The organism is Kitasatospora saccharophila (assembly GCF_039529925.1).
GTDB classification, from domain to species: domain Bacteria; phylum Actinomycetota; class Actinomycetes; order Streptomycetales; family Streptomycetaceae; genus Kitasatospora; species Kitasatospora saccharophila.
Genome location: NZ_BAAANS010000082.1, coordinates 1 through 26,984, shown reverse-complemented (window position 1 = coordinate 26,984; position 26,984 = coordinate 1). Strand labels below are relative to the sequence as shown.

The window sequence follows — 26,984 nt, the reverse complement described above, 5'->3', positions numbered from 1 at the left end:
GAGGGGAGGGGAGGGAGGGGAGGGGAGGGGAGGGGAGGGGAGGGGAGGGGTGGGGGCCGGGGCGAGCGCGGTGGCGGGTCAGTCCGCCGTCGGCAGGTCCGGGCGGGCGGGCCGGTGCGGGTGGGGGCGGTGCAGGGAGACCAGCAGGATCAGCAGGCAGAGCCCCACCGAGGCGGCCACCGTCAGGACGGCCGGGGCGGTCGGGCCGGGGCGGCCCGCGAGCAGGGTGGCGGCGGCCGAGGCGGCGGCCGCGATCGCGGTCAGGGCCGCGGTGAGGCGGACGGCGGTGGTCGGCGCGGGCGGGGCGGCCGGGGGTCGGGCGGGGAGGTGCGGGGGGTCGGGGCGGAGCAGGGCGTCCCAGGCGCGGGCCTGTTCGCGCTGCTCGGCGCGGTGTTCGGCGGCCGCCGCCCAGCGCAGCGCGGTGCCGGTGAGGGCGCCGGTCAGGGCCGCGCCGAGCGGGGCGTACCAGGGCAGCGGGGTGGTGAGCAGCAGCGCGGTCACGGCCAGTGCGGACCACCAGGCCAGGCAGGCGGTGGCCGCGAGGCGGGCGGCGCGCGGACGGTCGGGCCCGGCCCGCAGGTCGAGCAGCGCGGGCAGGTACCAGGCGCTGCCGGCGGTGGTCAGTGCGGCGGTGCCGAGGGCGAGGACGGGGTGGGCCACGGCGGTTCGACCTCCAGGACGTCCGGGAGGGGAGGGGAGGGGAGGGGAGGGGAGGGGTCCGCGGTCGCCTCCGTGGCCGGGGGAGGGGAGGCGGCCGCGGACGGCGGCTGGGGGCCCGTCAGTCGGCGGGCGGGGCGGGGAGGCGGCGGGTTCCCCGGGCGGGCCGGTCGTAGTGGGCCGGGGCGGTCCCGTCCAGGTGCGGGGCCGGGGTGCCGTGGTTGTCGAGGTAGTCGGCGGCGGCGACGTCCGGGTGGTGCAGGTCGAAGGCCGGGGACTCGGAGCGGATCCGCGGCAGGGTGGTGAAGTTGTGCCGCGGCGGCGGGCAGGAGGTGGCCCACTCCAGCGAGCGGCCCCAGCCCCACGGGTCGTCGGCCTCGACCCCGGGCGCGTACTTGGCGGTCCGCCAGACGTTGTACAGGAACGGCAGGATCGACAGGCCGAGCAGGAACGAGCCGATGGTGGAGACGGTGTTGAGGGCCGTGAAGCCGTCCGAGGCGAGGTAGTCGGCGTAGCGGCGCGGCATGCCCTCGGCGCCAAGCCAGTGCTGGACCAGGAAGGTGGTGTGGAAGCCGACGGTGAGCGTCCAGAAGCAGATCTTGCCGAGGCGCTCGTCCAGCATCCGTCCGGTCATCTTCGGCCACCAGAAGTGGAAGCCCGCCATCATCGCGTACACCACCGTGCCGAACAGCGTGTAGTGGAAGTGCGCGACCACGAAGTACGAGTCGGAGACGTGGAAGTCCAGCGGCGGGGCGGCCAGCAGCACGCCGGTCAGGCCGCCGAACAGGAAGGTGACCAGGAAGCCGGTGGCCCACAGCATCGGGGTCTCGAAGCTCAGCGAGCCCTTCCACATGGTGCCGACCCAGTTGAAGAACTTCACGCCGGTCGGGACCGCGATCAGGAAGGTCATGAAGGAGAAGAAGGGCAGCAGCACCTGCCCCGTCACGTACATGTGGTGGGCCCAGACGGTGACGGACAGGCCGGCGATGGCGATGGTGGCCGCGATCAGGCCGGAGTAGCCGAACATCGGCTTGCGGGAGAACACCGGGATGACCTCCGAGACGATGCCGAAGAACGGCAGCGCCAGGACGTACACCTCGGGGTGGCCGAAGAACCAGAACAGGTGCTGCCAGAGCATCGCCCCGCCGTTGGCCGGGTCGAAGACGTGCGCGCCGAACTTGCGGTCGGCTTCGAGCGCGAACAGCGCGGCGGCCAGCACCGGGAAGATCATCAGGATCAGCACGGCGGTCAGCAGCACGTTCCAGACGAAGATCGACATCCGGAACATGGTCAGGCCCGGCGCGCGCATGCAGATGATCGTGGTGATGAAGTTGACCGCGCCCAGCACGCTGCCGAACCCGCCGAACGCCACGCCCATGATCCACATGTCGGCGCCGATCCCCGGCGAGTGCACCGCGTCGCTCAGCGGCGCGTAGGCGAACCAGCCGAAGTCCGCCGCGCCCTGCGGGGTGAGGAAACCGGCGGCGGCGATCAGCGAACCGAACAGGAACATCCAGTACGCCAGCGCGTTCAGCCGCGGGAACGCGACGTCCGGGGCGCCGATCTGCAGCGGCATCATCCAGTTCGCGAAGCCGGTGAACAGCGGCATCGCGAACAGCAGCAGCATGATCGAGCCGTGCATGGTGAACGCCTGGTTGAACTGCTCGTTGGAGAGCAACTGCGTTCCCGGACGGGCGAGTTCGGCGCGCATGACCAGGGCGAGGACGCCGCCGACCAGGAAGAACGCGAACGCCGTGACCAGGTACATGGTGCCGATCGTCTTGTGATCGGTGGTGGTGAGCAGCCGCACCAGCGTGCTGCCCGGTGTGCGTCGGGGTGCGGCCTCGGCCGTACCCCGACTCGCCTCGATGGCAGCCATCGGCCGCCCTCCTTCGTGCCGCGTCCGGGAGCCGGGCCCGTCGGGGCCCGGGATGCGCCGCACCACCCGGCGGGGCGTCCGGGGAGCGGCGCGACCCCGCCGAGCGGCGGCGCTCCATGCTCGTCCGCGGCCGACCCGCCGCCCCAGGGCCGATGGTCCCGCCGACGGCGGCCCGAGGGCCCGCGTCCCGGAGCGGTACCGCGCCAAAAGGCCCTGGTCGGACGGGGACTGACGGCCCGCCGGGAGTCGGTGCTCCGCCGGGCGGCGAGGGGACGGTTCGGGCGGCGAGGGGGACGGTTCGGGCGGTGCGCGAGAGGGTTCGGGCAGCGGGGGCCGGTTCAGGCGGCGAGGGGACGGGCGTGCGGGTGCTCGTGCGGACGGGCGTACGGGTACCCGTGCGGGTAGGCGTGCGAGTGGTCGGCGCCGCCGTGCAGGGCGTGCAGGCCGGCGGCCAGGCGGGCCGGGTCCTGGCGCAGCCACAGCCGCAGGGCGGTGCCCAGCGCGGCGCAGGGCGTGGGCGGCCGGTCCGGGGCCAGGTGGACGGCCAGCGCGGGGAGCAGCTCGGCGAGCTCCGGCGGCAGCCAGACCGTCACCGCGCACGGGGCGAACCGGCCCGGCTGCTCGGCGCCCCGGGGCGGATCCTGGGCGAGCAGGGCGGGCAGCACGTCCAGCAGCGCGTCCGCGACCACCTCGGACACGTCGCCGCGGTGGCCGCGCGCCAGCCGGCGCAGCAGCGTCCGCTCCGCGGTGGTGAGCCGGACAGCCAGCATGACCTCGTCGGATTCCATCACACGGCCTTCCTGGGCGCCCGCGCCCACCCGATCGGCCCGCCGCGCGGGCCGGACACATCGCTGACCTGGGGTCACTGTCCACACCCGCCCCGGACGCGGGGAAGGGCCGAACGGTCCCGGCCGCAGGGCCCGAACGGCAGGCCGGACGGTGGGCCGGTCGGCGGCCCGGTCGGCGCGGGGTGGAGGTCGGGTCGGCGCCCCGGTTACCGGGCCGCGGACTTCGCCCGGTGCGCCGCTATCAGGTCCCGGTACCAGGCGAACGAGGACTTCGGGGTGCGCTGCTGCGTCGCGAAGTCGACGTGGACGAGGCCGAAGCGCTCGCCGAACCCCTCCCCCCACTCGAAGTTGTCCAGCAGGGACCAGGTGTAGTAGCCGCGGACGTCGATGCCGTCGGCGGTGGCGCGGGCGAGGGCGTCGAGGTGGCCGGCGAGGTAGTCGGTGCGGAAGGCGTCGTCGAGGGAGTCGTCGGTGGAGCAGCCGTTCTCGGTGACGGTGACCGGGGGGAGGGCGTCGCCGTAGCGCTCGCGGAGGGTCAGCAGCAGTTCGCGCAGCCCCTCCGGGACGACGGGCCAGCCGAAGTGGGTGCGGGGGACGCCCTCGACGGGGGCCTCGGCGAAGGGGAGGCCGGGCCCGGTGGGGGCGGCGATCCGGGTGGGGTTGTAGTAGTTGACGCCCAGCCCGTTCAGGCCGGGGCCGGCGATCAGGTCGAGGTCGCCGTCCCGGACCGCGCCGCGCAGGTCCGGCCCGACCCCGTACGCGGACAGGTCGGGGTAGCGGCCCAGCAGCAGGGGGTCGGTGAACAGCCGGTTGTGCAGCGCGTCGTACGCCTCGGCCGCGGCCCGGTCCCCGGGGGCGTCGCTCGCCGGCCGCACCGGGGTCAGGTTGTTGGCGATCAGGACGTCGAGGCCGCGGCCGCGCAGGTCGGCGGCGGCCAGGCCGTGGGCGAGGAGCTGGTGGTGGGCGGCGGGCAGGGCGTCCAGCATCAGCGCGCGCCCGGGGGCGTGGATGCCGAGCGCGTAGCCGTACACCATGTGGACGAACGGCTCGTTCAGGGTGATCCAGGCCGGCACCCGGTCGCCCAGCCGGTCGGCGACGGTGCTCGCGTACTCGGCGAACCGGAAGGCGGTCTCCCGGCGGAGCCAGCCGCCGGCGTCTTCGAGGGCCTGCGGCAGGTCCCAGTGGAAGAGGGTGGGCAGCGGGGTGATGCCCGCGTCCAGCAGGCCGTCGACGAGCCGGTCGTAGAAGTCCAGTCCGGCGGTGTTCACGGGTCCGCGGCCGGTCGGGCGGACGCGGGGCCAGGCGATCGAGAACCGGTACCCGTCCACGCCCAGTTCCCGCATCAGCTCCACGTCCTGCGGCCACCGGCGGTAGTGGTCGCAGGCGACCCGCCCGCTCTCCCCGTTCCGCACCGCCCCGGGCCGCTCGCAGAACGCGTCCCAGACCGAGCGTCCCCGGCCGTCCTCGTCCACCGCGCCCTCGATCTGGTAGGCGGCGGTGGACACCCCCCAGCGGAACCCGGCGGGCAGATCGTGGCGGTCCGTCATGGCGGCCCCCTTGCGCTCGGAAATATGAGGACTGCTCACATTAGGGAGTCCGGCCGCCCGGCGCCAGGTCCCGGCGCGGTGCCAGGGTGCGGTGCCAGGGTGTGGTGTCAGCCGGCGGTGGCCGGGCTCGCCGGGCTCCCACGGGCTCGCCGGGCTCGCCCACCGCTTCCGGGTCAGGCGAGCAGGGCCTCCGCGATGGTGAGCAGGTGATCGTCCGGGAGGCCGACGGCGGCCAGCCGCCGCAGGACGGTGACGGCCTCGCGGGCGGCCGCCTGCGCCCGGCTCTCCTCCTCCGCTTCGCTCAGGTGGAGGGAGAGGAGCACCAGGTGCGTGGACAGGTGGTGCGCGTACTCGGTGAACCGCATCGCGCTCAGGTCGCGGAGGATCCTGACCGCGGCTCCGTTCAGCTCCAGTTCGAGTTCCTCGGCTCCTTCCACGGGTCTCAACTCGTTGATCCAGTCGACCAGTCGGGCTGCCAGGCGGTGGAGGACGGGGCGGGGAAGGCCCGCTCCGGCCAGCTCGCAGTGGATGTCGACGGCTTCGAGGGCCGACCGGACGGCCTGTTCCGGTTGTTCGTTCCTGGAAGAGAGCTCGGAGAGGTTGTCGAGGCTCAGGGCGAGATTGGCCAGGTTCGCCGCGGACGGGTCCGCGGCGGCCAACCGGCGCCACAGTTCGAGGGCTTCCCGGGCAGCGGCCAGCCCGTCCGCGGCCCGTCCGGAATCGCTCGACCACTCGGCGAGGACGTCCAGGCTCTTCGCCAGCAGGGGGAGGTTCTCGTCGGGGTCGGTCGCGGCCAGCGTCCGGCGGATGTCCACCGACTCGTGGAAGGCGCGCGTGGCCTCGTCCCGGTGCCCCGCCTCCTGCAGAACGGTCGTGAGCTGGTACAGGCTCGGGGCGAGGCGCTTGAGGTAGGACTCCGGATCCGCAGCGGCCAGGACCCTGAAGAGCCCCACCGCCTCCCGGAGTTCGGGCAGCACCTGGACGGCCTCCCCCAGCATCTGGGAACAGGTGCAGAAGTCGATGAGGCTCAGCGCCAGGTCGTGCTGGAAGAGGTACGGGCGGGCGGCGGCGAGTTCGCGGTAGATGGCGACCTTCTCCCGGCCGGGCGCCAGCGCCTCGTCGATCCGGCCGGCCCCCTTCAGCGCGCGGAACAGGCGGTCCAGGCTCATGGCCAGGTCCGGGAGGCACTCCTCGGGGCGGGTGGCGGCCAACTGCCGCCAGAGCCGCACGGCTTCGGCGGCGGCCGCGAGTTCCTCGTCCGGCCGCCCCGCCAGGTGGATCGAGAGGTTGATCAGGCTGCCGGCGAGGAGCCGGGTGTGGACGGCCGGCTGGATACTGGCCAGCCGCCGGCTGATGTCGACGGCCTCCCGGGCGGTGGCCAGGGCCTCGGCCGGCTCTCCCGCCTCGGCCAGTTCGAGGCTCAGGGTGTTCAGGCTGCCCGCCAGATCGGGGAGGTGCGCGTCGGGACGCGCCGCGGCGACCCGGCGCCACAGCGCGACGGATTCCGTGACGGCGGCGAGCGTCTCCCGGTGCTCTCCGACCGCCCGCAGCTGGATGGCGAGGTTGGCCAGGACCCCGGCCAGGTGGGGGAGATGGGCGTCGGGCCGGTCGGCCGCGAGCGCGCGGGTGAGGTCCACGACCTCGCGAGCCGCGGCCAGCGCCTCCCCGGACCGTCCGACCGCTGCCAGCGCCGAGGCGTGACGGCTCAGACTGGTGGCGAGATCGGAGCCCTGGGAGCCCGGGGCGTCCCGGGAGTCCGGGGAGCTCTGGGCGCCCTGGGCGAGGAGATCGCGCTCGATCTCCACGGCCTCGGTGGTCGCGGCCAGTGCCTCCTGGTGCCGGCCCACCCCCGCGAGGCAGTCGCCCAGGGTGGTCAGGGCCCCGGCCAGGGCGGAGCGGAAGTGCGCGGGGAGCCGGGCGGCCAGCAGGCGGCGCATCCACAGGGCCTCTTCGATCGCCGACAGCGCCTCCTCGGCCTGCCCCAGGGCGCTCAGGCGGGTCGAGAGGGTGCCGAGGGTCATGGCCAGCGCGGGGAGGTGCTGCACCAGCCGCTGCGCGTCCAGGCCGCGCAGAAGGGCGGCGGCCTCGTTGGCGGCGGCCAGGGCCTGTTCCTCCTGCCCCGACTCGGCCAGCCGGAGGGCGAGGTTGTTCAGGTTCCCGGCGAGCCCGACGGTGGCGTCGGGATCGTCCTGGGCGGCCCCGCGGTACTCGTCCACGAGGCGCCGGCAGAGGAGCAGGGGCCAGTCGGCCAGGTTCTCGCTGGTCTCCGGGAGGCACGCGGAGAGCCGCTCCAGTTCGGCGAGCGGCACCGAGGGGTCGTCGCTGATCCGGCGGAGGGCGGCGAGCAGGGGGAGCGGGGACTCGACTCGGGTGACGGTGTCGACGGCCGTCCGGGCGAGGACCGCGCGGTGCCGGACGCACAGTTCGGTCAGCGACTCCCCGAGCCGGTGGTCGAAGACCCGGTGGGCGGCGGCCCGGGAGTAGACGGTCAGGAGCTGGGCGGCCTGCGCCTCGGTGGCGCCCTCGACCAGTGCGTGGGCCAGCTCGGGGTCGTCCACGAGGCGTCGACCGATGAACCGCTCCGCGAGCCGGTCCGGCTGGAGGCTGTCCCAGGGGCGACCACTGGCCGAGGGGTAGAGGCTCGCGATCCAGCCGCGCACGGCGAGGAGCTCGTCGGCGGGCTGGCCGGCCAGCGCCGGAACCCGTTTCAGCAGGGAGTCCGCCTGCGGGTCGTCCTCGGCGCCGCAGAGGAAGGCGGCGACCATGACGTCGTCCCGGCTCCGCGCCTTCGACGACAGCTCCTGCACCTCGGCGGCCCGCCGCCAGTAGCGCTCCTCGTGGCCGAGGAGCCGGTCCTCCACGGGCCGGTCGTCCACGGGCCGGTCGTCCGCGGGCCGGTCGGGCTGCGGCGAGCCGGTGGAGGCGCTCTCGGCGGCGTCGAGGAGGTCGACCAGGGCCGTCATGTGGAGGGTCAGCGCGTTCTCCAGGCCCGTCCGTGCCGCGGCAGGACGGGTGAGCTCCTTCGCCAACTCGCCCCAGGGAAGCCCCTGTTGCCCGCGGAGCCGGGGCAGGGCGGCGGCGAAGGCGTTCACGGCCAGCTCGTACGCCCGCACCTGCCCGGCGGGATCCGGCTCCAGCTGCGGGAGTTCGGTGACACCGGCGCCGTCCAGCAGCTCCTCGGTCGCCGGGGTGGACCTCCTCGTCTTCCGCCACCAGTCCCCGGCCGTGCGCGCGAGCATCAGCACCTTGAAGCGGCTCTCCCCCGAGTGCCGGGCGGCCGCGTCCAGCAGCGCGGTCAGCTGGGGTTCGCGGGTCTCGGCGTAGTCGACGATCACCAGCAGGTCGCCCGCCGAGTCCTTCAGCGCGCCCAGCGGCTCGGCCCCGGCGTCGGTCCGCAGCCAGAGGGCCGACCACCGACGGGAGTCCAGGCCGACCGCCAACTGCTGGGCCAGGCGGGTCTTGCCCTGGCCACCGGACCCGTGGACGAGCCAGGCCCCGAACCCGGGCCGTTCGCACCAGGCGGTGAGCCGGTCCAGCAGCTCGCCGCGCCCGCGGAACGGAACCACCTGGCGGCGGGCCCGCAGGAGGGCGGCCGGCGAGGTGAGCGGACCGCCGGGCGGGGTGACTTCGCCGGGGTCGGCGAGGTGTTGCCACTCGACCGGCTCCAGGACGTCCGCACCGGGTCCGCAGTGCTCCGCCAGGACGGCCCGGAAGTCCGGATCGCGGTGGAGGACGTACGCCGGGACGGCCTCCAGCCGGGAGTGCGAGAAGCCGGCCGGGTCGGAGGCCACCACGCCGGCCAGCAGGCCGTCGCAGAACAGCGCCGCGCCCGACATGCCGCCCAGCGGCGAGGCGGAGGGACCGACCGGGACCGGCGCGGGCTCCTGGAAGATCATCACGTAGCGGTTCCCGACGAACCGGTCCCCGGGGTTGAGCGTGCCGGACGGGTGGAACGCGTCCACGGCCCGGTCGGGCCGCTGCACCACGTTGGGCACGCCCCAGCTCTCGCACTTCACGCCGGTCGTGTAGGTCACCGTGCGGCCCCAGCGCACCGGCGGTCCGGCGACCGGCTCCCAGGTCGGGTCGTCGACGCGCAGCAGGGCCGCGTCGTTCCGCCCGCCGGGTTTCCCCCGCCAGACCACCACCGCGTCGAAGACCGGCGCCCGGCCGGGCCTGAACAGCCGCACGGGCGCCCCGAGCGCCGGGACGACGTGCGCCGACGTCAGTACCAGCCGTGGCGCGACCACGTACCCCGACCCCAGTCCGTGCGGGCCCCGCACCGCCACGACACGCGTACGTTCCACCAGATGCCCCCCTCGCGAAACGTGACCGGTCCGGGCGCCGCCTCCCCGGGCGGCCACCCGGTGGCGCCGCGTCACGATGCCCGCCGGTCAAGGCTGTTGTACTGCACCGGGCCGGCGGAGGCGATATCCGATGCCGTACCGGGACCGTCACGCGACCGGTGAGTTACCGGACGGGCCGACGCGGTTGCCCGGCAAGGCAATTGACGGACCGTCAGCATGCCGACGGTCCGGCGGCCGTCGGCGTCCTGCCGGCCGCGGCCCCGCAGATTCCCGGTGCAGGGGGGTTGACCCGGGCCGGGATGTGCCCAAAGGTGGCTCCGAAATATAAAGAACTGGTTTCGAAAGTTTCGTAACCCCTGCCGTCGGGAGAGCCGCCATGCACCGACCAGCACCGCACTTCACCACCGGACGCCGGGCCGCCCTCGGACTGGGCCTGGGCCTGGGCCTCGCCGCCACCCCGCTGGGCGGGGCCCTCGGCCTGAGCGCCGAAGCCTGGGCCGCCGCGGGCGGCGAGGACGGCAACAGCAACGGCAACGGCAGCGGCAACGGCAGCGGCAACGGCGGTGCCCGGCCGACCGATCCGGGCAGCTGGATCTCCTTCACCCCGAGCGCCGGCTGCCTCCCGCTGGTCGAGGACGGCCGCGCCGCCCCGCTGGTGGTCAGCGGCGCGGACCACCCCGGCGTGCTGCGCGTGGTCGGCGACCTCGCGGCCGACCTGGAGCGCGTCACCGGCGTCCGCCCCGCCGTCGTCCGCGACAGCGTCCCGCGCGGCCGCACCGCGGTGATCGTCGGCACCATCGGCCGCAGCCCGCTGATCGACGGCCTGGTCGCCGCCGGACGGCTCGACACCAGCGGCATCGCCGGCCGGTGGGAGACCTCGCTGCAGGCCGTCGTCGAGCACCCGCTGCCCGGCGTCGACCGCGCCCTGGTGATCGCCGGCAGCGACCAGCGCGGCACGATCTACGGCGCCTACGACGCCTCCCGCGGCATGGGCGTCTCGCCCTGGTACTGGTGGGACGACGTCGTCCCGCCGCACCGCGACGCGGTGTACGCGCTGCCCGGGCGGCACACCCAGGGCACCCCGGCGGTGAAGTACCGGGGCGTCTTCGTCAACGACGAGAACCCGGCGCTCGGCACCTGGGCGCCCGCCTTCTTCGGCCCGGGCAAGGCGCCCGGCTTCCCCGGCGGCTTCAACGCCGACTTCTACGCCAAGGTCTTCGAACTGCTGCTGCGGCTGCGCGCCAACTACCTGTGGCCCGCCGTCTGGGGCCGCGCCTTCGCCGAGGACGACCCGCTCAACCACGCCACCGCGACCGCCTACGGCATCGTGATGGGCACCTCGCACGAGGCCCCGATGATGCGCGGCATCGAGGAGTGGAACCGGCACGCCACCCCCGCCGTCCGCGACGCCGCGGGCAACGTCACCACCCCCGGCCACGACCCGTACGGCGGCACCGGCGAGTGGTCGTTCCGCCGCAACGCCGAAGCGGTGAAGGCGTACTGGGCGGACGGCGTGCGGCGGATGACCGAGCAGGGCTTCGAGGGCGTGGTCACCCTGGGCATGCGCGGCAACGGCGACGTCGGGCTGCCCGACGGCGACGGCATCGAGCTGATGACGGAGATCATCGCCGCCCAGCGGAAGATCCTCGCCGAGGTCACCGGCCGCGACCCGGCCGCGGTCCCGCAGGTCTGGACGCTCTACAAGGAGGTCCAGCGCTACTGGGACCGCGGGCTGCGGGTGCCCGAGGACGTCACCGTGGTGCTCACCGACGACAACTGGGGCAACGTCCGCAAGCTCCCCGACCCCGCCGAGGGGGCCCGCAGCGGCGGCTACGGCCTCTACTACCACTTCGACTACGTCGGCGTCGGCCGCAACTACAAGTGGGTGGACACCACCTGCCTGCCCAACATGTGGGAGCAGCTCGACCAGTGCCACGCGCACGGCAACCGCACGCTCTGGGTGACCAACGTCGGCGACCTCAAGGGCAACGAACTGCCCACCCAGTTCTTCCTCGACTACGCCTGGCAGCCCGAGCGCTGGCCGCTGGAGCGGCTGACCGAGTGGGAGACCGGCTACGCCCGGCTGCACTTCGGCGAGGCCCAGGCCCGGCAGATCGCCGAAGTGCTGTCCACCTACGGCCAGTTGCAGTCGATCCGCAAGCCCGAACTGCTCAACCGCAAGATCACCGTCGACCCGGCCAAGAACCCGGCCACCGACCCGTCCGCGATCGGCTACGACGACCGGGCCACCCCCTTCTCGCTCACCGACTACCGCGAACTGGAGGCCGTCACCGCCCGCTGGCAGGACCTCGCCGCCACCGCCGAACGGATCGGACGCCGACTGCCCGCCTCCGCCCAGGACGCCTGGTACGAACTCGTCGGCTACGAGGTCGCCGCCACCGCCAACCTGTACGCGCTGCGCGCCGCCCAGTTCACCAACCTGCACTACGCGCCGCAGGGCCGGGCGCTGACCAACGAGCTGGCCGCCACCGCCGAGGCCCGGCTCGCCGACGACTTCGCGCTCGCCGAACGCTTCAACACCCGGATCGCGGGCGGCAAGTGGAACGGCTTCCAGACCCAGCCGCACATCGACTACGGCGACGTCGACCGGTACGGCCCCAACGCGCCCTGGCAGCAGCCCGAACGGGACAACGTCGCCCTGCCCGACGTGCTGTTCCCGGCCGTCGCCCGGATCGACCTGCCCGACACCGCCGAACTGGGCGTCGCGATCGACGGCTCCGCCGCCTGGTGGCCGCACGAGCAAGCCCCGGCCGTGCTGCCCGAGTTCAGCCCCTACCAGAGCCAACCCGCGCAGTACGTCGAGGTGTTCAACCGCGGCAGCCGGCCCTTCGACTACCGGATCACCACCGGCGCGCCCTGGCTCACCGCGGACCGCCCCGCCGGCCGGATCGACAAGCAGCAGCGCATCGTCCTCACCGTCGACTGGAACCGGGCCCCGTACGGCAGGACCGAGCTGCCCGTCACCGTCAGCGGGCCGGACGGCGCCCGGGTCGTCGTCCAGGCCGTGGTCAACCGTCCGAAACTTTCGAAGAACCTCCTGGTGGGCCACGTCGAGGCCAACGGCTACGTCGCCATCGACGCCGAGCACCACACCCGGGCCGTCGCGGCGGACGGCGTCTCCTGGCGGCTGATCCCCGGCATCGGCCGCACCACCGGCGGCATGACCCCCGTCCCCGTCACCGCGCCCCGGCGGACCCCCGGCGGCACCGGCCCGCGCCTGGAGTACCGGGTGACCCTGTTCACCACCGGACCGGTCACCGTCTGGGCCCACCTCTCCCCGCGCAACGACGCCCTCGCCACCGGCGGCCCGGCCTACGCCGTCTCCTTCGACGACCAGCCCCCGCAGACCGTCGAGACCGTGGCCCAGAGCGGCGCCGACTCCGGCACCATGAACGTCCAGTGGGCCCTGGGCACCTCCGACAACGTCCGCCGCAGCCCCACCGTCCACACCCTCACCACCCCCGGCCCGCACCGCCTCACCTTCTGGATGGTCGACCCCACCGTCGTCCTCCAGCGCCTGGTCATCGACACCGGCGGCCTGCGCCCCAGCCTGCTGGGCCCGCCCGAGAGCCACCGCGCCGACTGAGCCCGGCGGCCGACCGGCCCCGGCGCGGGAGCGTCGGACGTGCGGAGCGCCCGGCCGGAGTGGTCCGGCCGGGCGCTCACGGGTGTCGGCGGAGGAGGGGTCAGGCGGCGGCGGGGAGGTCGAGGCCGCGGGTGGTGACCAGGTGGGCGGTGCCGTCGACGAGGCGGTAGGAGAGGCCGACGACGGCGGTGGTGCCCGCGGCGACCGCGGCGGCGATGGTCTGCGAGCGGTCGAGCAGCAGGGCGGTGGTGTGCCGTATGTGCTCGTCGATGAAGTCGGCGTTGTCGGTGTAGCCCGCGGCGTTGGCGGCCAGCACGCTGGGGGTGACCCGCTCGATGACGTCGCGGATGAAGCCGTCGCCGCTGGCGCCGGCCGCGACGGCCTCCCGGGTGGCGCCGATGGCGCCGCAGGAGTCGTGGCCCAGGACGATCACCAGCGGGGTGCCCAGCACGCTCACCCCGTACTCGATGCTGCCCAGCACCTCGGGACCGAGCACGTGGCCGGCGGTGCGGACCACGAACAGGTCGCCGAGGCCCTGGTCGAAGATGATCTCGGCGGCGAGCCGGGAGTCGGAGCAGCCGAACAGCACCGCGAACGGGGCCTGGGAGGGGGCGGTCTGGGCGCGGCGGGCGGCGTCCTGGTTCGGGTGGCGCGGGGTACCGGCGACGAACCTGCCGTTGCCCGCCAACAGCATCTCGAAGGCGGCCTGGGGAGTGAGGTGATCGGCGTCAGTCATGCCCGCAGACTACGTCCCCCGTCCGCCGCGGGTCGCGCCCGGGCCACGTCCTGGACGTTCCGGCACCGGGAGCAAGCCATGATCAAACGGTGCATAGCGGCCGGAATCGTCCGGATATCGTGGTGATGACGGCGATAATCGCAGCCGCACCGGACAGCTGGTACGAATACCATCGGTCCGGGGGCGGTCGCGGACCGGCGTTGACCGGCCGGGAAGGCCGTAGGGGGAGTGGTGGGGACGACGGACGAGGGGCACCCGGTGCCGTTCGACGCGGTGCTGTTCGACGTGGACGGGGTGCTGCTGGACTCGCTGCCCGCCTACCGCCGGATCTGGACGGCCTGGGCCGCACCGCACGCCCTGGACGTCGAACACGTCTGGCGCAACACCTTCGGCCGCCGCCCCGAGGACACCGTCCGCGAGGTCGCCCCCGCCCTCGACCCGGCCGCCGAGCGCCGCGTCCTGACCGCACTGATGCACCGCGAGGGCGACGCCGCCTTCCCCGCCGCGGACGGCGCCGCCGAACTGCTGGCCGCGCTGCGCCCGGACGGCTGGGCGCTGGTCACCTCGGGCGTCCGCGAAACGGTGCACCGCAGGTTCGCGCTGGCCGGGCTGCCGCTGCCCGCCGTCCAGGTGTACGGGGACGACGTGCGGGAGGCCAAGCCGCACCCCGAGCCGTACCTGCTGGCCGCGCGCCGGCTGGGCGTCGACCCGCGGCGCTGCCTGGTGGTGGAGGACGCCCCGGCGGGCGTCGCGGCGGGCGCGGCGGCCGGGTGCACGGTGATCGGCCTGACGCTCTCCCACCCGCCCGCGGCGCTGCCCGGGGCGGCGCTGTGCTTGCCCTCGCTGCGGGCGGCGGGGGCCGAGCTGGCGCGGTTGCTGGGGCCGGGGGAGCGGCCGGGGTAGCGGCACGGCCGGGCGGGGGCGGCGAGGCGCCCGGCGGCCGTCAGCCGAGGTCGGCCCAGCGGTCGGGGACGAAGGCGCGCAGCGCGTCGGGCAGCCCGCGGCCCCGGTCGGGCAGCTGGTCCAGGCGCAGCAGGACGTAGCCCAGGTGGCCGCGGTCGACGAAGCCGCGCGGGAACGGCAGGACGCTGCCGGGCGCGGCGTACACCACCAGGTGCGGGTGCGCCTCGACGGTGTGCGGGAGGCGGCCGGTGGCGACGGCGCCGATCTCGGACCAGCGGACGAACACCTCCGGCTCCGCGGGCTCGCGCAGGCCGATGCCCTCCGGGCCGATCCGCAGCCGCAGCGGGCGCACTTGGCGGCGGACCATCCGCACGGACGCCCAGCACAGCGGGGCGGCGAACGGCAGGCCCAGCAGGGCGAGCGGCGCGGAGCCGAGCGCGCGGCCGAGGGCGACGGCGCCGGCCGGCGGGACGGCGCAGATCGCGGCGGCGGTGGCGGTGACGGCCAACCGGACGGCGCGGCTGTTCCGGTGGGCGGTGAACTGCCGCTCGGCGCCGCCGAGTTCGGGGGAGCGGGCGTCGCGGGGGATCGGCGGCAGCAGGTGCCGGGGCGAGGTCTCGAACCGGTGCCCGGCGAACTCCCGCAGCGCGCCGACGAGTTCGGCCCGCGGCTGGTCGAGGTCGGTGCAGTCGAGCAGGGTGTGCTCGCGCGGGTCGGCGGCGCCGCGCTCGCGGCCCCGGGGCAGTTCGGCGCCCCGGGCGAGCCGCAGCACCAGCCGGGGCGGGGCGGGGTCGAAGGCGCCGTCCTCGGCGGACCGCGGCGGGTGCCGGAGCGCGATCGACTCGACGGCGCCCCAGGGGAGTCGGGCGTCGTGCAGGGTGATGCCGGTGTCGTCCATGACGAGCCGGAAGGGCCGGCGCAGGCGGCGCAGTTCGAGGACGCCGCGCAGCAGCAGGCCCGTGCACAGGACCAGCAGGGCCAGGGCGCCACGGCGGGCGCTCCCGCCGTCGGCGGCGGCGGCCCAGGCCGCGGTGCCGAGCACGCCGGGCGCCGACCAGCCGATCAGGCGCCGCCCGCGCCGGCGGATCCGCCCGCTGATGGTGAACTCCATGCCCCCGCCCGCCCGTTCGGCTCCACCCGGTGGGGCAATCCTGCCCGCCGCCGACCCGTCCGGACCGCCCGGGGCGCGGGTGTGGCGGGGCTGTGACCGGCCGGGGCCGCCCGTTCACCCGGCGGTTGCCGGCCGATCGCCCGCCGGCCGATCGCCGGCCCGCCGGTTGCCTGCCGGTGGCGAACGCCGGTGCCCGGCCGGCGGGTTGGAGCCGCCGACCGGGCACCGCTGTCACCCGCGGGTGATCAGTAGCAGCGGTACTCCTTGGTGCCCTCGTTCGAGAGGTTGCCGGCCGGGCTGCGGAAGACCACCTTGTAGGTGCCGTACAGGGAGCCGTTCCCGGCGATGAACTTCTTGGTCAGGGTCTGGGTCCACAGGCCGCCGCCGTCGCTGTTGTTGTAGACGGACGGGCAGCCCTTGCCGGTCAGGTTGGTCGGACCGGTGAGCGCGAAGGCGGCGCCGCCCAGGGTGAGGGCCAGTCCGCCGGCGAGGGCGAGGGTGGTGGCGGCCTTGGCCGCAGTGCTGATGTGTATGGGGACTCCCCGTCGTGATGGTGGTGGTGGTGTGGCGGGGCCCGGGTCGGGCCGCGCCGTTTCACTGCTGGTGCTGCTCTGTCGCCGTCCGGCGGGGGAGTCGCCCCTGCCGGACGGTCACCGCGCTGCTGTCACCCGAGGGGTGGTCAGTAGCAGCGGTACTCCTTGGTGCCCTCGTTGACGAGGGTGCCGGCCGAGGTGCGGAAGGCGACCTTGTAGCTGCCGTACTGGTAGCTGTTGCCGGCGATGAACTTCTTGGTCAGGGTCTGGATCCAGGTGCCGCCGTCGGCGCTGTTGGTGTAGATGGACGGGCAGCCCTTGCCGGTCAGGTTGGTCGGGCCGCTGGCGACGGCGAAGGCCGAGCCGCCCGGGCCGAGCGACAGGGCGCAGGCGACGGCGAGGGCCGAGGCGGCCTTGGTGGCGGTGCGGATGCGCATGGGGGTTCCTCTGCTGGTGGGGGCAGGTACGGAGGAACGGGGCCGGTGGGTGGTGCCCCGTCGCGGAGGCGCCCCCGTCCGCCGTCGGGGGTCGTGCCGCGGGTCGCCGCCCCGAGGGCGCGACCGGTGCTGGTCGGCGCCGTGGGCCCGGTGGTGTCGGGCCGACGGCACCGCGTCGGATCGCCGCGCGGCCCGGGCGTCACGTGTCGGACGGGGCGTCGGCGGCCCGGTCGGACGGAGGCGGGGGCGGGGCGGCGGGACCGTCCGGGATGACCGGACGGGGAGGGCTTCGGGAGGGAGCCCGGGGGAAGGGTCAGTGGGGGAGGCGCTCCTGCCGCGGGCGCCCCGAAGGGTCGGGCACACCGGTGGCGGCGCGGGGGGTGGCGTCGGGTTCGCCGTGCGGGGGGCCGGCGGCGGTGGTGCGGGTCTGCATGGGGTTCCTCGCTCTGGCCGGATCGTGGGGGACGCCGGAGGCGCAGGGGCCACCTGGTGCGGATGGGGTCCGTTCCGATGCCGACGATCCTCGGTCCACCACCGGGAACCGTCAATGGTCTGGACCACGGGTCGGCAATCGTGGCCGGATCCGCCCCTTCGGGCGGCCGCTCCAGCAGTGGCGATGTCTCCCCGTCATGGCTCGATGGCCGGATCCCGACGCCCCGCGCCAAACCGACCGATCGTCAGAAAGCATGATCAGTACGGCGGTTGAGTAGATCACCGGACGCACCGGGCGACCCGGCGGATCGGTGGGCGGACCGGACGAACCGTGACAGGATCGGCTGGAACGGACCGGAGAACGGAGGCACGGGTGGGCGACGACCGGCGGTGGGACGACACGCTGTTCGCGGGAGCGGCCCCGTACTACGCCCGCGGCCGCCTCCCGTACGCGCCCGGTCTGGCCGAGGTGCTGGCCCGGGCGCTGCGGCTCGACGGCACCGGCCGCCTGCTGGACGTCGGCTGCGGGCCCGGCACCCTCGCGCTGGAGCTCGCCGACCGCTTCGCCGAGACGGTCGGCCTCGACGCGGACGCCGACATGGTCGCCGAGGCCGCCCGGGCCGCCGACCGGGCCGGCCTGGCCGGGCGCACCCGCTGGGTGCACGCCCGCGCCGAGCAACTCCCGCTCGGCCTCGGCGCCTTCGACGTCGTCGCGTTCGCCCAGTCCTTCCACTGGATGGACCGCGACCCGGTCGCCGCGACCGTCCGCGGCATGCTGCGCCCCGGCGGCGCGCTGGTGCACCTGTCCGACTGGAAGGACGAGCCCCGCCCGGTCGGGCCGCTGCCGCACCCGCCGGTGCCGCAGGACGGGATCGACGCCCTGGTCCGCCGCCACCTCGGCCCGGTCCGCCGGGCCGGCCGGGGGCTGCTGCCGAACGGCACCCCCGGCGGCGAGTCGCTGGTCTACGCCCGGGCCGGACTGCTCGGCCCCGAGCGACTGGTCGTCCCCGGCGGCCGCACGCTGGAGCGCGACGCGGACGAGGTGGTGTCCGGGGTGCTGTCGCTGTCCTCCTCCGCGCCGCACCTGTTCGGCGCCCGACTGCCGCTGTTCGAGGGCGAGTTGCGCGCCCTGCTGCGCGAGACCTCGCCGTCCGGGCGGTTCTCGGTGCGGCAGCCCGGCAGCGAGGCCGTGCTGTGGCGCAGGCCGGAGGAGTGAGCCCGGAGGGCCTGGAGGGTGCCGGGTCGGGGCGGTGGCGCGCCGTCAAAGCGTGAGAATCATCTGAAATCGGACATTGATCATTATCCTGGCGCGGGTGACCCCCACGCTCCGCGCCCCGCTCGCCGCCGCCCTCGCGCTCCTGCTCGGCCTGTCCGCCGCCGGAACCGCGCCCGCCCAGCCCGTCAAGGACTACCCGAGCGGCTGCGCCTCACCCGGCGCCACCGTCATCGACGGGCCCAGCACCGCGACCCTGGACCTGAGCGCCGGCAGCGTGGTGCGGATCACCGCCACCGGCGACTTCACCGGCGGCCTCGGCAACTTCCCGGCCGGCGCGCTGGTCTGCGTCGAGTCCGGCGGCCGCTTCGCCCCCGGCTGGGCCGGCACCCCGAACGGCACCGTCGCCGTCGCCCCCGGCGGCCGCGCGGTGTTCTCCTACCTGTCCGTCGGACCGACGTTCCTGCTGCTCAACGGGGGCACCACCACCCTCAACGGCTCCTTCAACGTCAACGGCTCCGGCTACCTGGACAACGCCGAGGGCGCCACCCTCCAGGGCAACGGCATCCTCAACCTCGGCAACGGCGCCGTCCTGGAGAACGACGGCACCGTCACCCAGCAGAACCTGACCCTCAACCAGGGCAGCCGGCTGCGCAACGGCGGCACCCTCACCGTCGAGGGCGCCATCGACTCCAACGGCGCCATCGCCAACACCGGCACCCTGAAATCCGCCGGGCTGCTCACCAACAGCGGCGCCCCGCTCGCCAACCAGTGCGTCATCGCGCTCACCGGCAACTGGGAGAACAGCTCCACCGCCACCAACTCCGGCCTGCTGCTGATGGACGGACACCGCTTCAGCAACAGCGGCGGCTACCGGCAGGACGTCGGCGGCCTGCTCGCCGCCGCCGAGTTCAGCAACGACGGCACCGTCACCGGCTTCGGCGGCTACCGCTTCACCGGACACACCTCCACCCAGGGCAGCTTCGTCGGCGACGAAGCGTCCTCCCCGATCCAGGTCGACACCGTCGCCCCCGCCGGGCAGATCTTCGACGCCGAGAGCGGCGCCCTCGCCAACACCGTCCGCGCCACCGTCCCCGTCGACCCGAACGCCCACCCCGCCGGCTGCACCGACCGCGACCCCACCACCGCCGACCTGGTCGCCACCAAGAACGGCCCCGCCACCGTCCCGCCCGGCGCCCCCGTCAGCTACACCCTCACCCTCCGCAACCTCGGGCCGGCCCCCGCCGCCGACACCGTCCTGACCGACGCCGTCCCGCCGGCCCTGACCGGCGTCCGGCTCTCCGACGGCGGACAGCTCGACGGCAGCACCGCCCGCTGGAGCATCGGCACCCTCCCCGCCGGCGCCACCCTCACCCGCACCATCACCGGCACCGCCCCCGCGAGCGGCAGCTTCACCGACACCGTCTCCGCCACCACCTCCACCCCGCAGACCGCCACCACCGACAGCGACGGCACCAGCGACGCCGCCAACGTCACCACCACCGTCCAGGACGGCCCGCCCCCCAACCGGCCCCCCACCACCGCCGACCAGCGCTGGAACACCCTGGTCGACACCCCGGTCAGCGGCGCCCTGGCCGCCTCCGACCCCGACGAGGGCCAGGAACTGCGCTGGTCCCTGATCACCGGACCCGCCCACGGCACCGTCGCACTGCGCCCCGACGGAACGTTCCTCTACCAGCCGCAACCCGGCCGGACCGGCCTGGACACCTTCGTCGGCCGGGTCTGCGACAACGGGCAGTCCTCGCTGTGCGCCGACGCCACCGCGACCGTCGCCGTCGCCCCGCTCGCCCAGGACGTCTCCGCCACCACCCGGCAGGGCGAGGCCGTCACCGTCCCGCTCACCGTCAACGACGTCGGCGCCGCCACCGACCCGGTCATCGCCGCCCCGCCCGCCCACGGCACCGTCACGCTCGGCCCCGGCGGCACCGCCACCTACACCCCGGACCCCGACTTCCTCGGCATCGACACCTTCCGCTACCGGGTCTGCAGCCCGAGCACCCCCCAGATCTGCTCCGCCGCCGACGCCACCATCACCGTCGAACCCCACCCCGTCGTCCCGCCCACCGCCCAGCCGCAGACCGTCGACACCACCGCCGGACGCCCCGCCACCGGACAGGCCCAAGCCGGCGGCCCCACCGCGCTCGCCTTCTCCCTCGGCACCGCCCCCACCCGCGGCACCGCCACCGTCGCCGCCGACGGCGCCTTCACCTACACCCCCGGCCCCGGCGTCACCGGCCGCGACACCTTCACCTTCCGCGCCTGCGACACCGCCGGCCGCTGCGCCACCGCCCAGGTCACCGTGCTGATCAGCCCCGACGTGGTCGGCGACGCCGCCACCGCGACCGTCGGCACCCCCGTCGACCTGGACGTCACCGCCAACGACACCGGCGCCGCCGGACCGCCCGAGATCACCACCGACCCCACCCTCGGCACCGCCACCGTGCTGCCCGACGGGCGCGTCCGCTACACCGCCACCGCCACCGGACGGGACACCTTCCAGTACCGGCGCTGCACCACCGACGGCACCCGACTGTGCGGCACCGCAACGGTGCTGGTCTCCGTCGAGGCCGGGCTCGCGGTGCACGCCGACGACCTGGCGGTGGACGGCGACGTCGACCAGCCGATCGGCGGACGGCTCACCGGCGTCACCACCGCCGGGACGCTCGCCTTCACCCCCGGCACCGCCCCCGCCCACGGCGCCGTCACCGTCGCCGCCGACGGCGCCTTCACCTACACCCCCGCCGCGGGCTTCACCGGCACCGACACCTTCACCGCCCGGGCCTGCTCCGGCCAGGTCTGCGCCGAGGCCACCGTCACCGCCACCGTCCGCCCGCTCGCCGCGCCCGGCCGGCTCGCCACCGTCAGCGGCACGGCCGTCTCCCTCGACCTCGCCCCGCTCACCACCGGCAGCGGACTCGTCCTCGGCATCACCACCCCGCCGGTGAACGGCACGGCCCAGCTGGACGGCACCCACCTCGAATACGTCCCCGCCACCGACTACGCGGGCACCGACACCGCCGTCTACCGGGCCTGCAGCCCGCAGGCGCCCACCGTCTGCGCGGAGGGCCGACTGCGGATCACCGTCAGCCCCGTGGCCGGCGGCGCCGCCGTCACCACCCCCGCGACCGTCCCCGTCACCGTCGACCTGTTCACCGGCACCATCGGCGCCCGCGGCCTCGGCACCGTCACCAGCATCGTCACCCCGCCCGCGCACGGACAGGCCGTCCTGCTCCCCGGCGGCCTGCTGCGCTACACCCCCGACGGCACCTGGACCGGCGTCGACACCCTGCTCTACCAGCTCGCCGTCCCCGGCTTCCCCGACGAGGGCCCGCTCGCCGCCCAGGCCGCCGTCACCGTCACCGTGGTGCCGAACCCCGGCGACGACCTCACCGAGACCGAGGAGAGCACCCCCGTCACCCTGGACGTCACCCCCAACGACATCGGCGACGCCGGACCTCCCCGTCTCCTGCTGCCGCCCACCCGGGGCACCGTCACCTTCCGCGGCCCCGAGGCCACCTACACCCCGCTGGCCGGCTTCACCGGCACCGACTCCTTCACCTACCTGGTCTGCAGCCCCCGCACCCCCACCGCCTGCGCCAGCGCCCTGGTCACCGTCGTGGTCCACCCCGGGCCCACCCCGACCCCGACCCCGACGCCCACTCCGACCCCGACCCCGACGCCCACGCCGACGCCCGCCCCGGAGCCCCCGCCCGGGCCCACCCCCGCGCCCAAGCCGCACGGCCACCTCCCGCACACCGGCACCTCCGGCGGCCCGCTGCTGCTGACCGGCCTGCTCGCCGCCGTGCTGGCCCTCGCGGGCGCGGTCCTCACCCGGGCCGGGCGGCACCGGCGCTGAGACCGCCCGGCACGACCCGCACAGGACGACCCGCACAGGACGACCCGCACAGGACGACCCGCTCAGGACGGCCGCCCCCGGAGGAGCACCCCGGTGGCGGCCGTCAGCGCGCCCGCCGCGACCAGCGCCCAGCCGCCCTGCCCGTGCAGCACCAGCACCGAGCCGGGGACGACCCCGGCGAGCATGGTCAGGGCGGCCAGCACCCGGCGCCGCCGCCGGGGCGAACGCGGCTCGGCGGCCAGGCCGGTGAGCGTCATGGTCAGCACGGTGGTGGTCAGGTCCGGCACGCCGAGGCTGCGCACCGTCGCGTTGCGCAGGCCCATCGCCAGCGCCAGCAGCGCGATCACCCCGTACTGGACCGCCCCGCCGGTGCCGGCGGCGAACACCACGGCCGCCGCCGCGAGGTGCAGCACGCACTCCGCGGCCAGCGCGGGCCGCAGCCGCCCCGCGGTCAGCCGCCCGGCCAGCGCCGCGCCGAGCAGGAACGCCGCCAGCGCGGTGGTCGACCCGAGGACGGAGAAGCCGGGCGCACCGGCCAGGCCGAAGCCGATCACGACCACGTTGCCGGTCATGTTGGCGGCGAAGACGTGCCCGAGCCCGAGGTAGCTGACGGCGTCGATCAGCCCGCTCACCACGGTCAGCCCGAACAGCGCCAGCGCCAGCGGATCGCCGTCCCCGGCGTCCGCCCCGACGGCCTCGCTCCTGCTCACGGTGCTCCTCCCGGACGGCGCTCGACGGCTGCTCAGCAGTGTGCCGGACCCGCCGCGGGGGCGGCGGATCCGGCGGGGCCGGGCGCGGCGGGGCCGGCGGTCAGCAGCAGTGGCGGGCCGGGGCGGCCGGGAGGCCGATGGCGTGGCGGACCTGGGTGAGCGCGGAGCCCCAGTCGCCGGTGAAGCGGATGGCGCGGTCGTCGATGTAGACGGCGGCGCCCAGCTTCTTGTTGGTCACCAGCAGGCAGTCGCCCTGCCAGTAGGCGCGCTCCGGGTCCTCGTCGACCAGCGTCTCCAGGCCGGAGTGCTCGCGCAGCCAGCCCGCCACGGCGGGATGGAAGCGGCGGGGGCGGGCGGTCATGATGAACACCGAGCGGACCCGCTTCAGCGCGTGCAGCGACTCGATCGCCCCCGGGACGGGTGCGCCGTAGATCCGGCCGTCCTGCCAGCCGTCGTGGTGGGCGACCAGGGTCTGGTCGAAGTCGATGCCGACGGCGTGCGAGGCGGGCGAGGCGGGGTCGAGCGGAACGACGGTCATGGGACCGGTTCTCCTTCTGGTGCGGTCGCGGCCGGTTCTCGGCCGGTTCGCAGGAGAGGAGTCACCCGGCCCGCCCCGCTTACCGGGTTCCGCCGCGTTCGGTGATCAATTAACTCCCAGGGGTGATTCCCGGCGGCGGCAGGACCGGCCGGCGGGCCTCACTCCGGGGTCAGCGCGATCAGCGCGATGTCGTCGGCCAGGTGGTGGCTCCAGTCGCGCACGTCCCGCTCCAGGAACAGCAGCACCTCCGCCGGGCCGACCCGGCCCGCGGGGGCCGACGGACCGAACGCCGCCGACAGCCGTTCCGCCGCCGGGTAGAACTCCCGGGAGGCGTTGCGCGCCTCGGTCAGCCCGTCCGTGTACAGCAGCAGCACCTCCCCGGCGGGCAGCGGCACCCGCCGGGGCTCCGGCGCGTCCCCGCCCAGCCCGCCGAAGCCCAGCGGCAGCAGGGCCGGCGCCGGCACCTCGCGCACCCCCGCCGCGTCCAGCGCCAGCGGCGCCAGGTGCCCGCAGTTCACCACCTCCACGTGGCCGTCCGGCGCCCGGTGCTGCAGCAGCAGCGCCGTCGCGAACAGCTCCTGGTCGCCGCGCGCCGCCGCGCTGCGCGCCGTGTGCCGGTCCAGCCGGGCCGCCAGCTCGCCCAGGTCCGCCGTCTCGTGCGCCTGCGAGCGGAAGCACCCCAGCAGGTCCGTCACCGTCTGCACCGCCTGCAGGCCCTTGCCCCGGACGTCCCCGATCAGCACCCGCGTCCCGTGCGGGGTCTGCACCGCCTCCAGGAAGTCCCCGCCGATGCCCGTCCCCGCCGTGGCCGGCTGGTACCGGGACGCCAACCGCAGACCGCCCAGGCACTCCGGGACCGGGTGCAGCACCGCCTCCTGCAGGGCCGCCTCACTGGCCAGGCTCGCCGCCAGCCGGTCGCTGCGCTGGCGCCGCCCCCACAGCGCCAGCCCCGTCACCACCCCCACCGCCAGCGCCGCCCCCTGCGCCAGCGGCCGCTGCGCCAGCTCCGGACCGGCCAGCGTCCGCATCAGCAGCCACTCCCCGGCCGCCGCCTCCACCACCGGCAGCACCAGCACCGGCAGCCCCGGGACCAGCGCACCCGCCGCGACCACCGCCGCCGCCACCCACAGCAGGTTCTCCGCCTGCCGCCCGCCGGGCCCGGCGCTCACCGCCGAGGTGTACGGCAGCGCCTGCGCCGCCGCCGTCCCCAGCAGCACCGACACCGGGTGGAACGCCGCCGCCGTCCCCAGCCGCCCGCGCGGCAGCGCCGACAGGAACCACGCCATCTGCGGCACCTGCGCCATCATCACGCCCACGCCCGTCAGCAGCGCCGCCAGCGTGCCCAGCACCATGCCGGTGACCGCCTGCGTCGGCAGCGCGTGGCACAGCGACAGCCCGACCACCGCCAGCGGCAGCCCCAGCGTGCAGCCCGTCACCGGCGAGATCCGCCGGCCCCGCACCAGCAGGCAGCCCGCCGCCCCGCCCGCCCCGTACGCCGAGACCATCAGCGCCGTCAGCCACACCCCGAGACCGGACGCCGCCGCCAGCACCGGCAGCGCCAGCAGCAGCGCGAGCTGGGTGAAGCCCACCGCGACGCCGGTGGCCAGCGCCATCGAGGTGATCCGCGGCGGCACCGAGAAGAAGCGCCGCCGCCAGCGCCGCCCCGCCAGCGCCGCCGCCAGCGGCAGCAGCGCCAGCAGCGCCACCGTCCGCGGATCCGCCCACCCCCACACCGGGCCGACCTGCAGCGCCGTCACCGCCGCGGCCAGCGCCACCGCCAGCGCCAGCAGGAACGGCCGGTCCAGCGGCACCGGCGGATCGCCCGCCTCCGGCAGCCGCCGCCGCGCCAGCAGCAGCAGGCCCACCGCGATCAGCGCGCCCAGGCCCGCGCTCACCCGCAGGCCCGGCATCGACGGGGCCCGCGGGATCAGGTTCGCCGCGACGAAGAACGCCACCGACATCACCGCCAGCCAGCCGCCCAGCGCCTCCCGCATCCGGCCCGGCGGGTTCAGTGCCGCCACCGAGGCCAGGCAGCCGGCGAAGGACGCCGACACCCCGACGATCACCACCGACCGGCCCAGCAGGTACGACCAGCCGGAGAACGCCGCCGTCTCCACCACCAGCCCCGCCGCCAGCACCCCCAGCGACCAGACCAGCACCCGGCGCCGCCCCCAGGCGTCCCCCGCCCGGCCCGCCGCGAACAGCGACAGCACCATCAGCGCGCCGCCGCCCACCTTCATCCCCACCACCTGCTGCGGGCCCAGCCCGAACCGGGCCCGCACCGCGGGCAGCGCCGCGCCCTGCAGCACCGGCGACACCACGTAGAAGACCGCGGCCGCCGCCAGCAGCACCCACACCGACCGCCCGACCCCCACCCGTCCCAGCACGGACGGAGCGCTCACGGGCACGGGCGCGGGGGAGGCCGTGGGGGTCGCGGCCATCGGGGACCTCGTTCTGTTCGGCGAGCGGAAGGACCACCCCACTGTGCCAGGTCGAATCGGCCGAACCCGGACGAAATGGACAGAAACCCTGGTTCGGGGGCGCCCGGGTGAACAGCGCCCGCCGCCTCATCCGTGACGGGACGAACTGCTTCTCGGACGCCTGCACGACTGACGAGTCCACATGTCGACTTGACCGGTGCGCGGGTCGTCCATCGCGGCACGCGTCAGCCAACGGGCCGGCCTGTCGGCGGCTCAACCGGTGATGATCCGCTCCGCTCCCTCCCGGTAGCTCGTGACCTGGAATCCGGGAAAGCGGGCCGCGAACTTCGAGCTGTCGAAGACGTTGTCGTCGCGGTAGCGGGGAAGCAGTTCGTACATTTCGTCGAGCGGCTTGACGAAGCGGCGCCCGAGGCCGAAGGCGAGCATCGGCAGCACCGTGTAGCCGATCCTGCGGCCGGTGATCTTGCCGGCGATCTCGATGAGCTGGGCGTAGGACTGCCGGTCCGGGTCGATGGGCAGGTGCCAGGTCTGGCCGTAGGCGTCCGGGGTGTTGCCGAGCAGGGCGAGAGCGCGGCTCGCGTCGGGGGTCCAGATCAGGGAACGCTTCGCGTGGGCGTCGACCGGGACGAACGGCCGCTTGTCCGCCTTGATCCGGTCGAACACCAACGAGTTGGTGTAGCTCTTCGTCCGGCCGAGGCCGTAGAACTCGGGTGCGCGGCCGATCAGGGCGTCGACCCGTCCGGCCCGCACGGCATCGAGCAGCATGGTGGCGATCTGTGCGCGGACCCGTCCTTTGCGTCCGCCCGGTGCGAATGCCGTCGACTCGGTCTGGGGGGCGGCTGTTCCGGGATACATGTAGGTGTTGTCGAAGAAGACGAGCTTCGTTCCGTGGTCGGCGCAGGCGTCGAGGACGTTGCGCATGATGACGGGGAACCGTCGCTCCCACAGCTGCGAGTCCAGGGGGAGGCCGACGGTGAGGTAGGCGATGTCGCTGCCCGCGACGGCACGGCTGGTGGCGTCGGCGTCGGTGAGGTCCGCGGCCACGAGCTCGTCGGTGTCGTTCACCCTTGCCGGCTTGCGGCTGACGAGGCGGATGTCCTTGGTGTGGTTGCGGTGGAGCTCGTTCGCGAGCTCGTCGGCGATCGGCCCGCCCGCGCCGAGAACGGTCTGCATGGGGTCCATACCTTTCTTCGTGGGTTCGTTCGGATCATTCGTAAGATCGGGACACCCGGGGGCGTCCGGTGTGGCTGTCATGTGGTCGCCGCAGTCGT

General features: G+C 75.1%; 16 protein-coding genes. 4 read left to right on the top strand and 12 right to left on the bottom strand.

What is annotated here, in order from left to right; translation table 11 throughout:
- Positions 1-78: 78 nt before the first annotated feature.
- The 5 genes from ABD345_RS35995 to ABD345_RS35975 form a co-directional block, all read right to left on the bottom strand.
- Positions 79-660 (bottom strand): hypothetical protein, encoded by a 582-nt coding sequence (locus ABD345_RS35995; protein WP_344558507.1) that lies wholly within the window; start codon positions 658-660, stop codon positions 79-81.
- Positions 661-778: 118 nt separating this feature from the next.
- Positions 779-2,536 carry an aa3-type cytochrome oxidase subunit I gene (ctaD, locus tag ABD345_RS35990; protein ID WP_344558505.1) on the bottom strand — a complete coding sequence of 586 codons (1,758 nt, stop codon included), beginning with the start codon at positions 2,534-2,536 and terminating at the stop codon, positions 779-781.
- A 338-nt stretch (positions 2,537-2,874) separates the two neighbouring features.
- Positions 2,875-3,324 carry a hypothetical protein gene (locus ABD345_RS35985; RefSeq protein ID WP_344558503.1) on the bottom strand — a complete coding sequence of 150 codons (450 nt, stop codon included), beginning with the start codon at positions 3,322-3,324 and terminating at the stop codon, positions 2,875-2,877.
- 206 nt (positions 3,325-3,530) lie between these two features.
- Positions 3,531-4,871 carry a GH1 family beta-glucosidase gene (locus ABD345_RS35980; protein WP_344558501.1) on the bottom strand — a complete coding sequence of 447 codons (1,341 nt, stop codon included), beginning with the start codon at positions 4,869-4,871 and terminating at the stop codon, positions 3,531-3,533.
- Between the two features lie 173 nt (positions 4,872-5,044).
- On the bottom strand, positions 5,045-9,175 hold the full coding sequence (locus ABD345_RS35975) for a tetratricopeptide repeat protein (protein WP_344558499.1): 4,131 nt from the start codon (positions 9,173-9,175) through the stop codon (positions 5,045-5,047).
- A gap of 376 nt (positions 9,176-9,551) precedes the next feature.
- On the opposite strand from ABD345_RS35975, the gene ABD345_RS35970 reads away from it, so the two are divergent.
- Positions 9,552-12,782 (top strand): glycosyl hydrolase 115 family protein, encoded by a 3,231-nt coding sequence (locus tag ABD345_RS35970; RefSeq protein ID WP_344558497.1) that lies wholly within the window; start codon positions 9,552-9,554, stop codon positions 12,780-12,782.
- Positions 12,783-12,882: 100 nt separating this feature from the next.
- Here ABD345_RS35970 and ABD345_RS35965 read toward each other — a convergent pair whose 3' ends face one another.
- A complete protein-coding gene (locus tag ABD345_RS35965; protein WP_344558495.1) occupies positions 12,883-13,518 on the bottom strand; it encodes a carbonic anhydrase in 636 nt (211 codons plus the stop codon).
- 231 nt (positions 13,519-13,749) lie between these two features.
- Here ABD345_RS35965 and ABD345_RS35960 point away from each other — a divergent pair, with 231 nt between their 5' ends.
- A complete protein-coding gene (locus ABD345_RS35960) occupies positions 13,750-14,421 on the top strand; it encodes an HAD-IA family hydrolase (RefSeq protein WP_344558493.1) in 672 nt (223 codons plus the stop codon).
- A gap of 40 nt (positions 14,422-14,461) precedes the next feature.
- Here the strand turns inward: ABD345_RS35960 and ABD345_RS35955 are convergent, their stop codons facing one another.
- Both ABD345_RS35955 and ABD345_RS35950 read right to left on the bottom strand, forming a co-directional pair.
- Entirely contained in the window at positions 14,462-15,532 is a 1,071-nt protein-coding gene (locus ABD345_RS35955; protein WP_344558491.1) for a hypothetical protein, read from the bottom strand.
- A 679-nt stretch (positions 15,533-16,211) separates the two neighbouring features.
- Positions 16,212-16,502 (bottom strand): hypothetical protein, encoded by a 291-nt coding sequence (locus ABD345_RS35950; RefSeq protein ID WP_344558489.1) that lies wholly within the window; start codon positions 16,500-16,502, stop codon positions 16,212-16,214.
- An 805-nt stretch (positions 16,503-17,307) separates the two neighbouring features.
- Between ABD345_RS35950 and ABD345_RS35945 the strand changes: the two genes are divergently transcribed.
- Both ABD345_RS35945 and ABD345_RS35940 read left to right on the top strand, forming a co-directional pair.
- A complete protein-coding gene (locus ABD345_RS35945; protein ID WP_344558487.1) occupies positions 17,308-18,150 on the top strand; it encodes a class I SAM-dependent methyltransferase in 843 nt (280 codons plus the stop codon).
- A 97-nt stretch (positions 18,151-18,247) separates the two neighbouring features.
- Positions 18,248-22,024: an Ig-like domain-containing protein gene (locus ABD345_RS35940; protein ID WP_344558486.1), complete on the top strand. Its 3,777-nt coding sequence runs from the start codon at positions 18,248-18,250 to the stop codon at positions 22,022-22,024.
- Positions 22,025-22,086: 62 nt separating this feature from the next.
- On the opposite strand, the gene ABD345_RS35935 is transcribed toward ABD345_RS35940, so the two are convergent.
- From ABD345_RS35935 to ABD345_RS35920, 4 genes are all read right to left on the bottom strand, one after another.
- Positions 22,087-22,734: a YoaK family protein gene (locus ABD345_RS35935; RefSeq protein ID WP_344558485.1), complete on the bottom strand. Its 648-nt coding sequence runs from the start codon at positions 22,732-22,734 to the stop codon at positions 22,087-22,089.
- Between the two features lie 100 nt (positions 22,735-22,834).
- The gene (locus tag ABD345_RS35930) at positions 22,835-23,272 is read right to left on the bottom strand and encodes a hypothetical protein (protein ID WP_344558484.1); all 438 of its coding nucleotides are present in this window, start codon (positions 23,270-23,272) and stop codon (positions 22,835-22,837) included.
- Positions 23,273-23,430: 158 nt separating this feature from the next.
- On the bottom strand, positions 23,431-25,713 hold the full coding sequence (locus tag ABD345_RS35925; protein ID WP_344558483.1) for an MFS transporter: 2,283 nt from the start codon (positions 25,711-25,713) through the stop codon (positions 23,431-23,433).
- Positions 25,714-25,965: 252 nt separating this feature from the next.
- Positions 25,966-26,886 carry an NAD-dependent epimerase/dehydratase family protein gene (locus tag ABD345_RS35920; protein WP_344558482.1) on the bottom strand — a complete coding sequence of 307 codons (921 nt, stop codon included), beginning with the start codon at positions 26,884-26,886 and terminating at the stop codon, positions 25,966-25,968.
- Positions 26,887-26,984 lie beyond the last annotated feature (98 nt).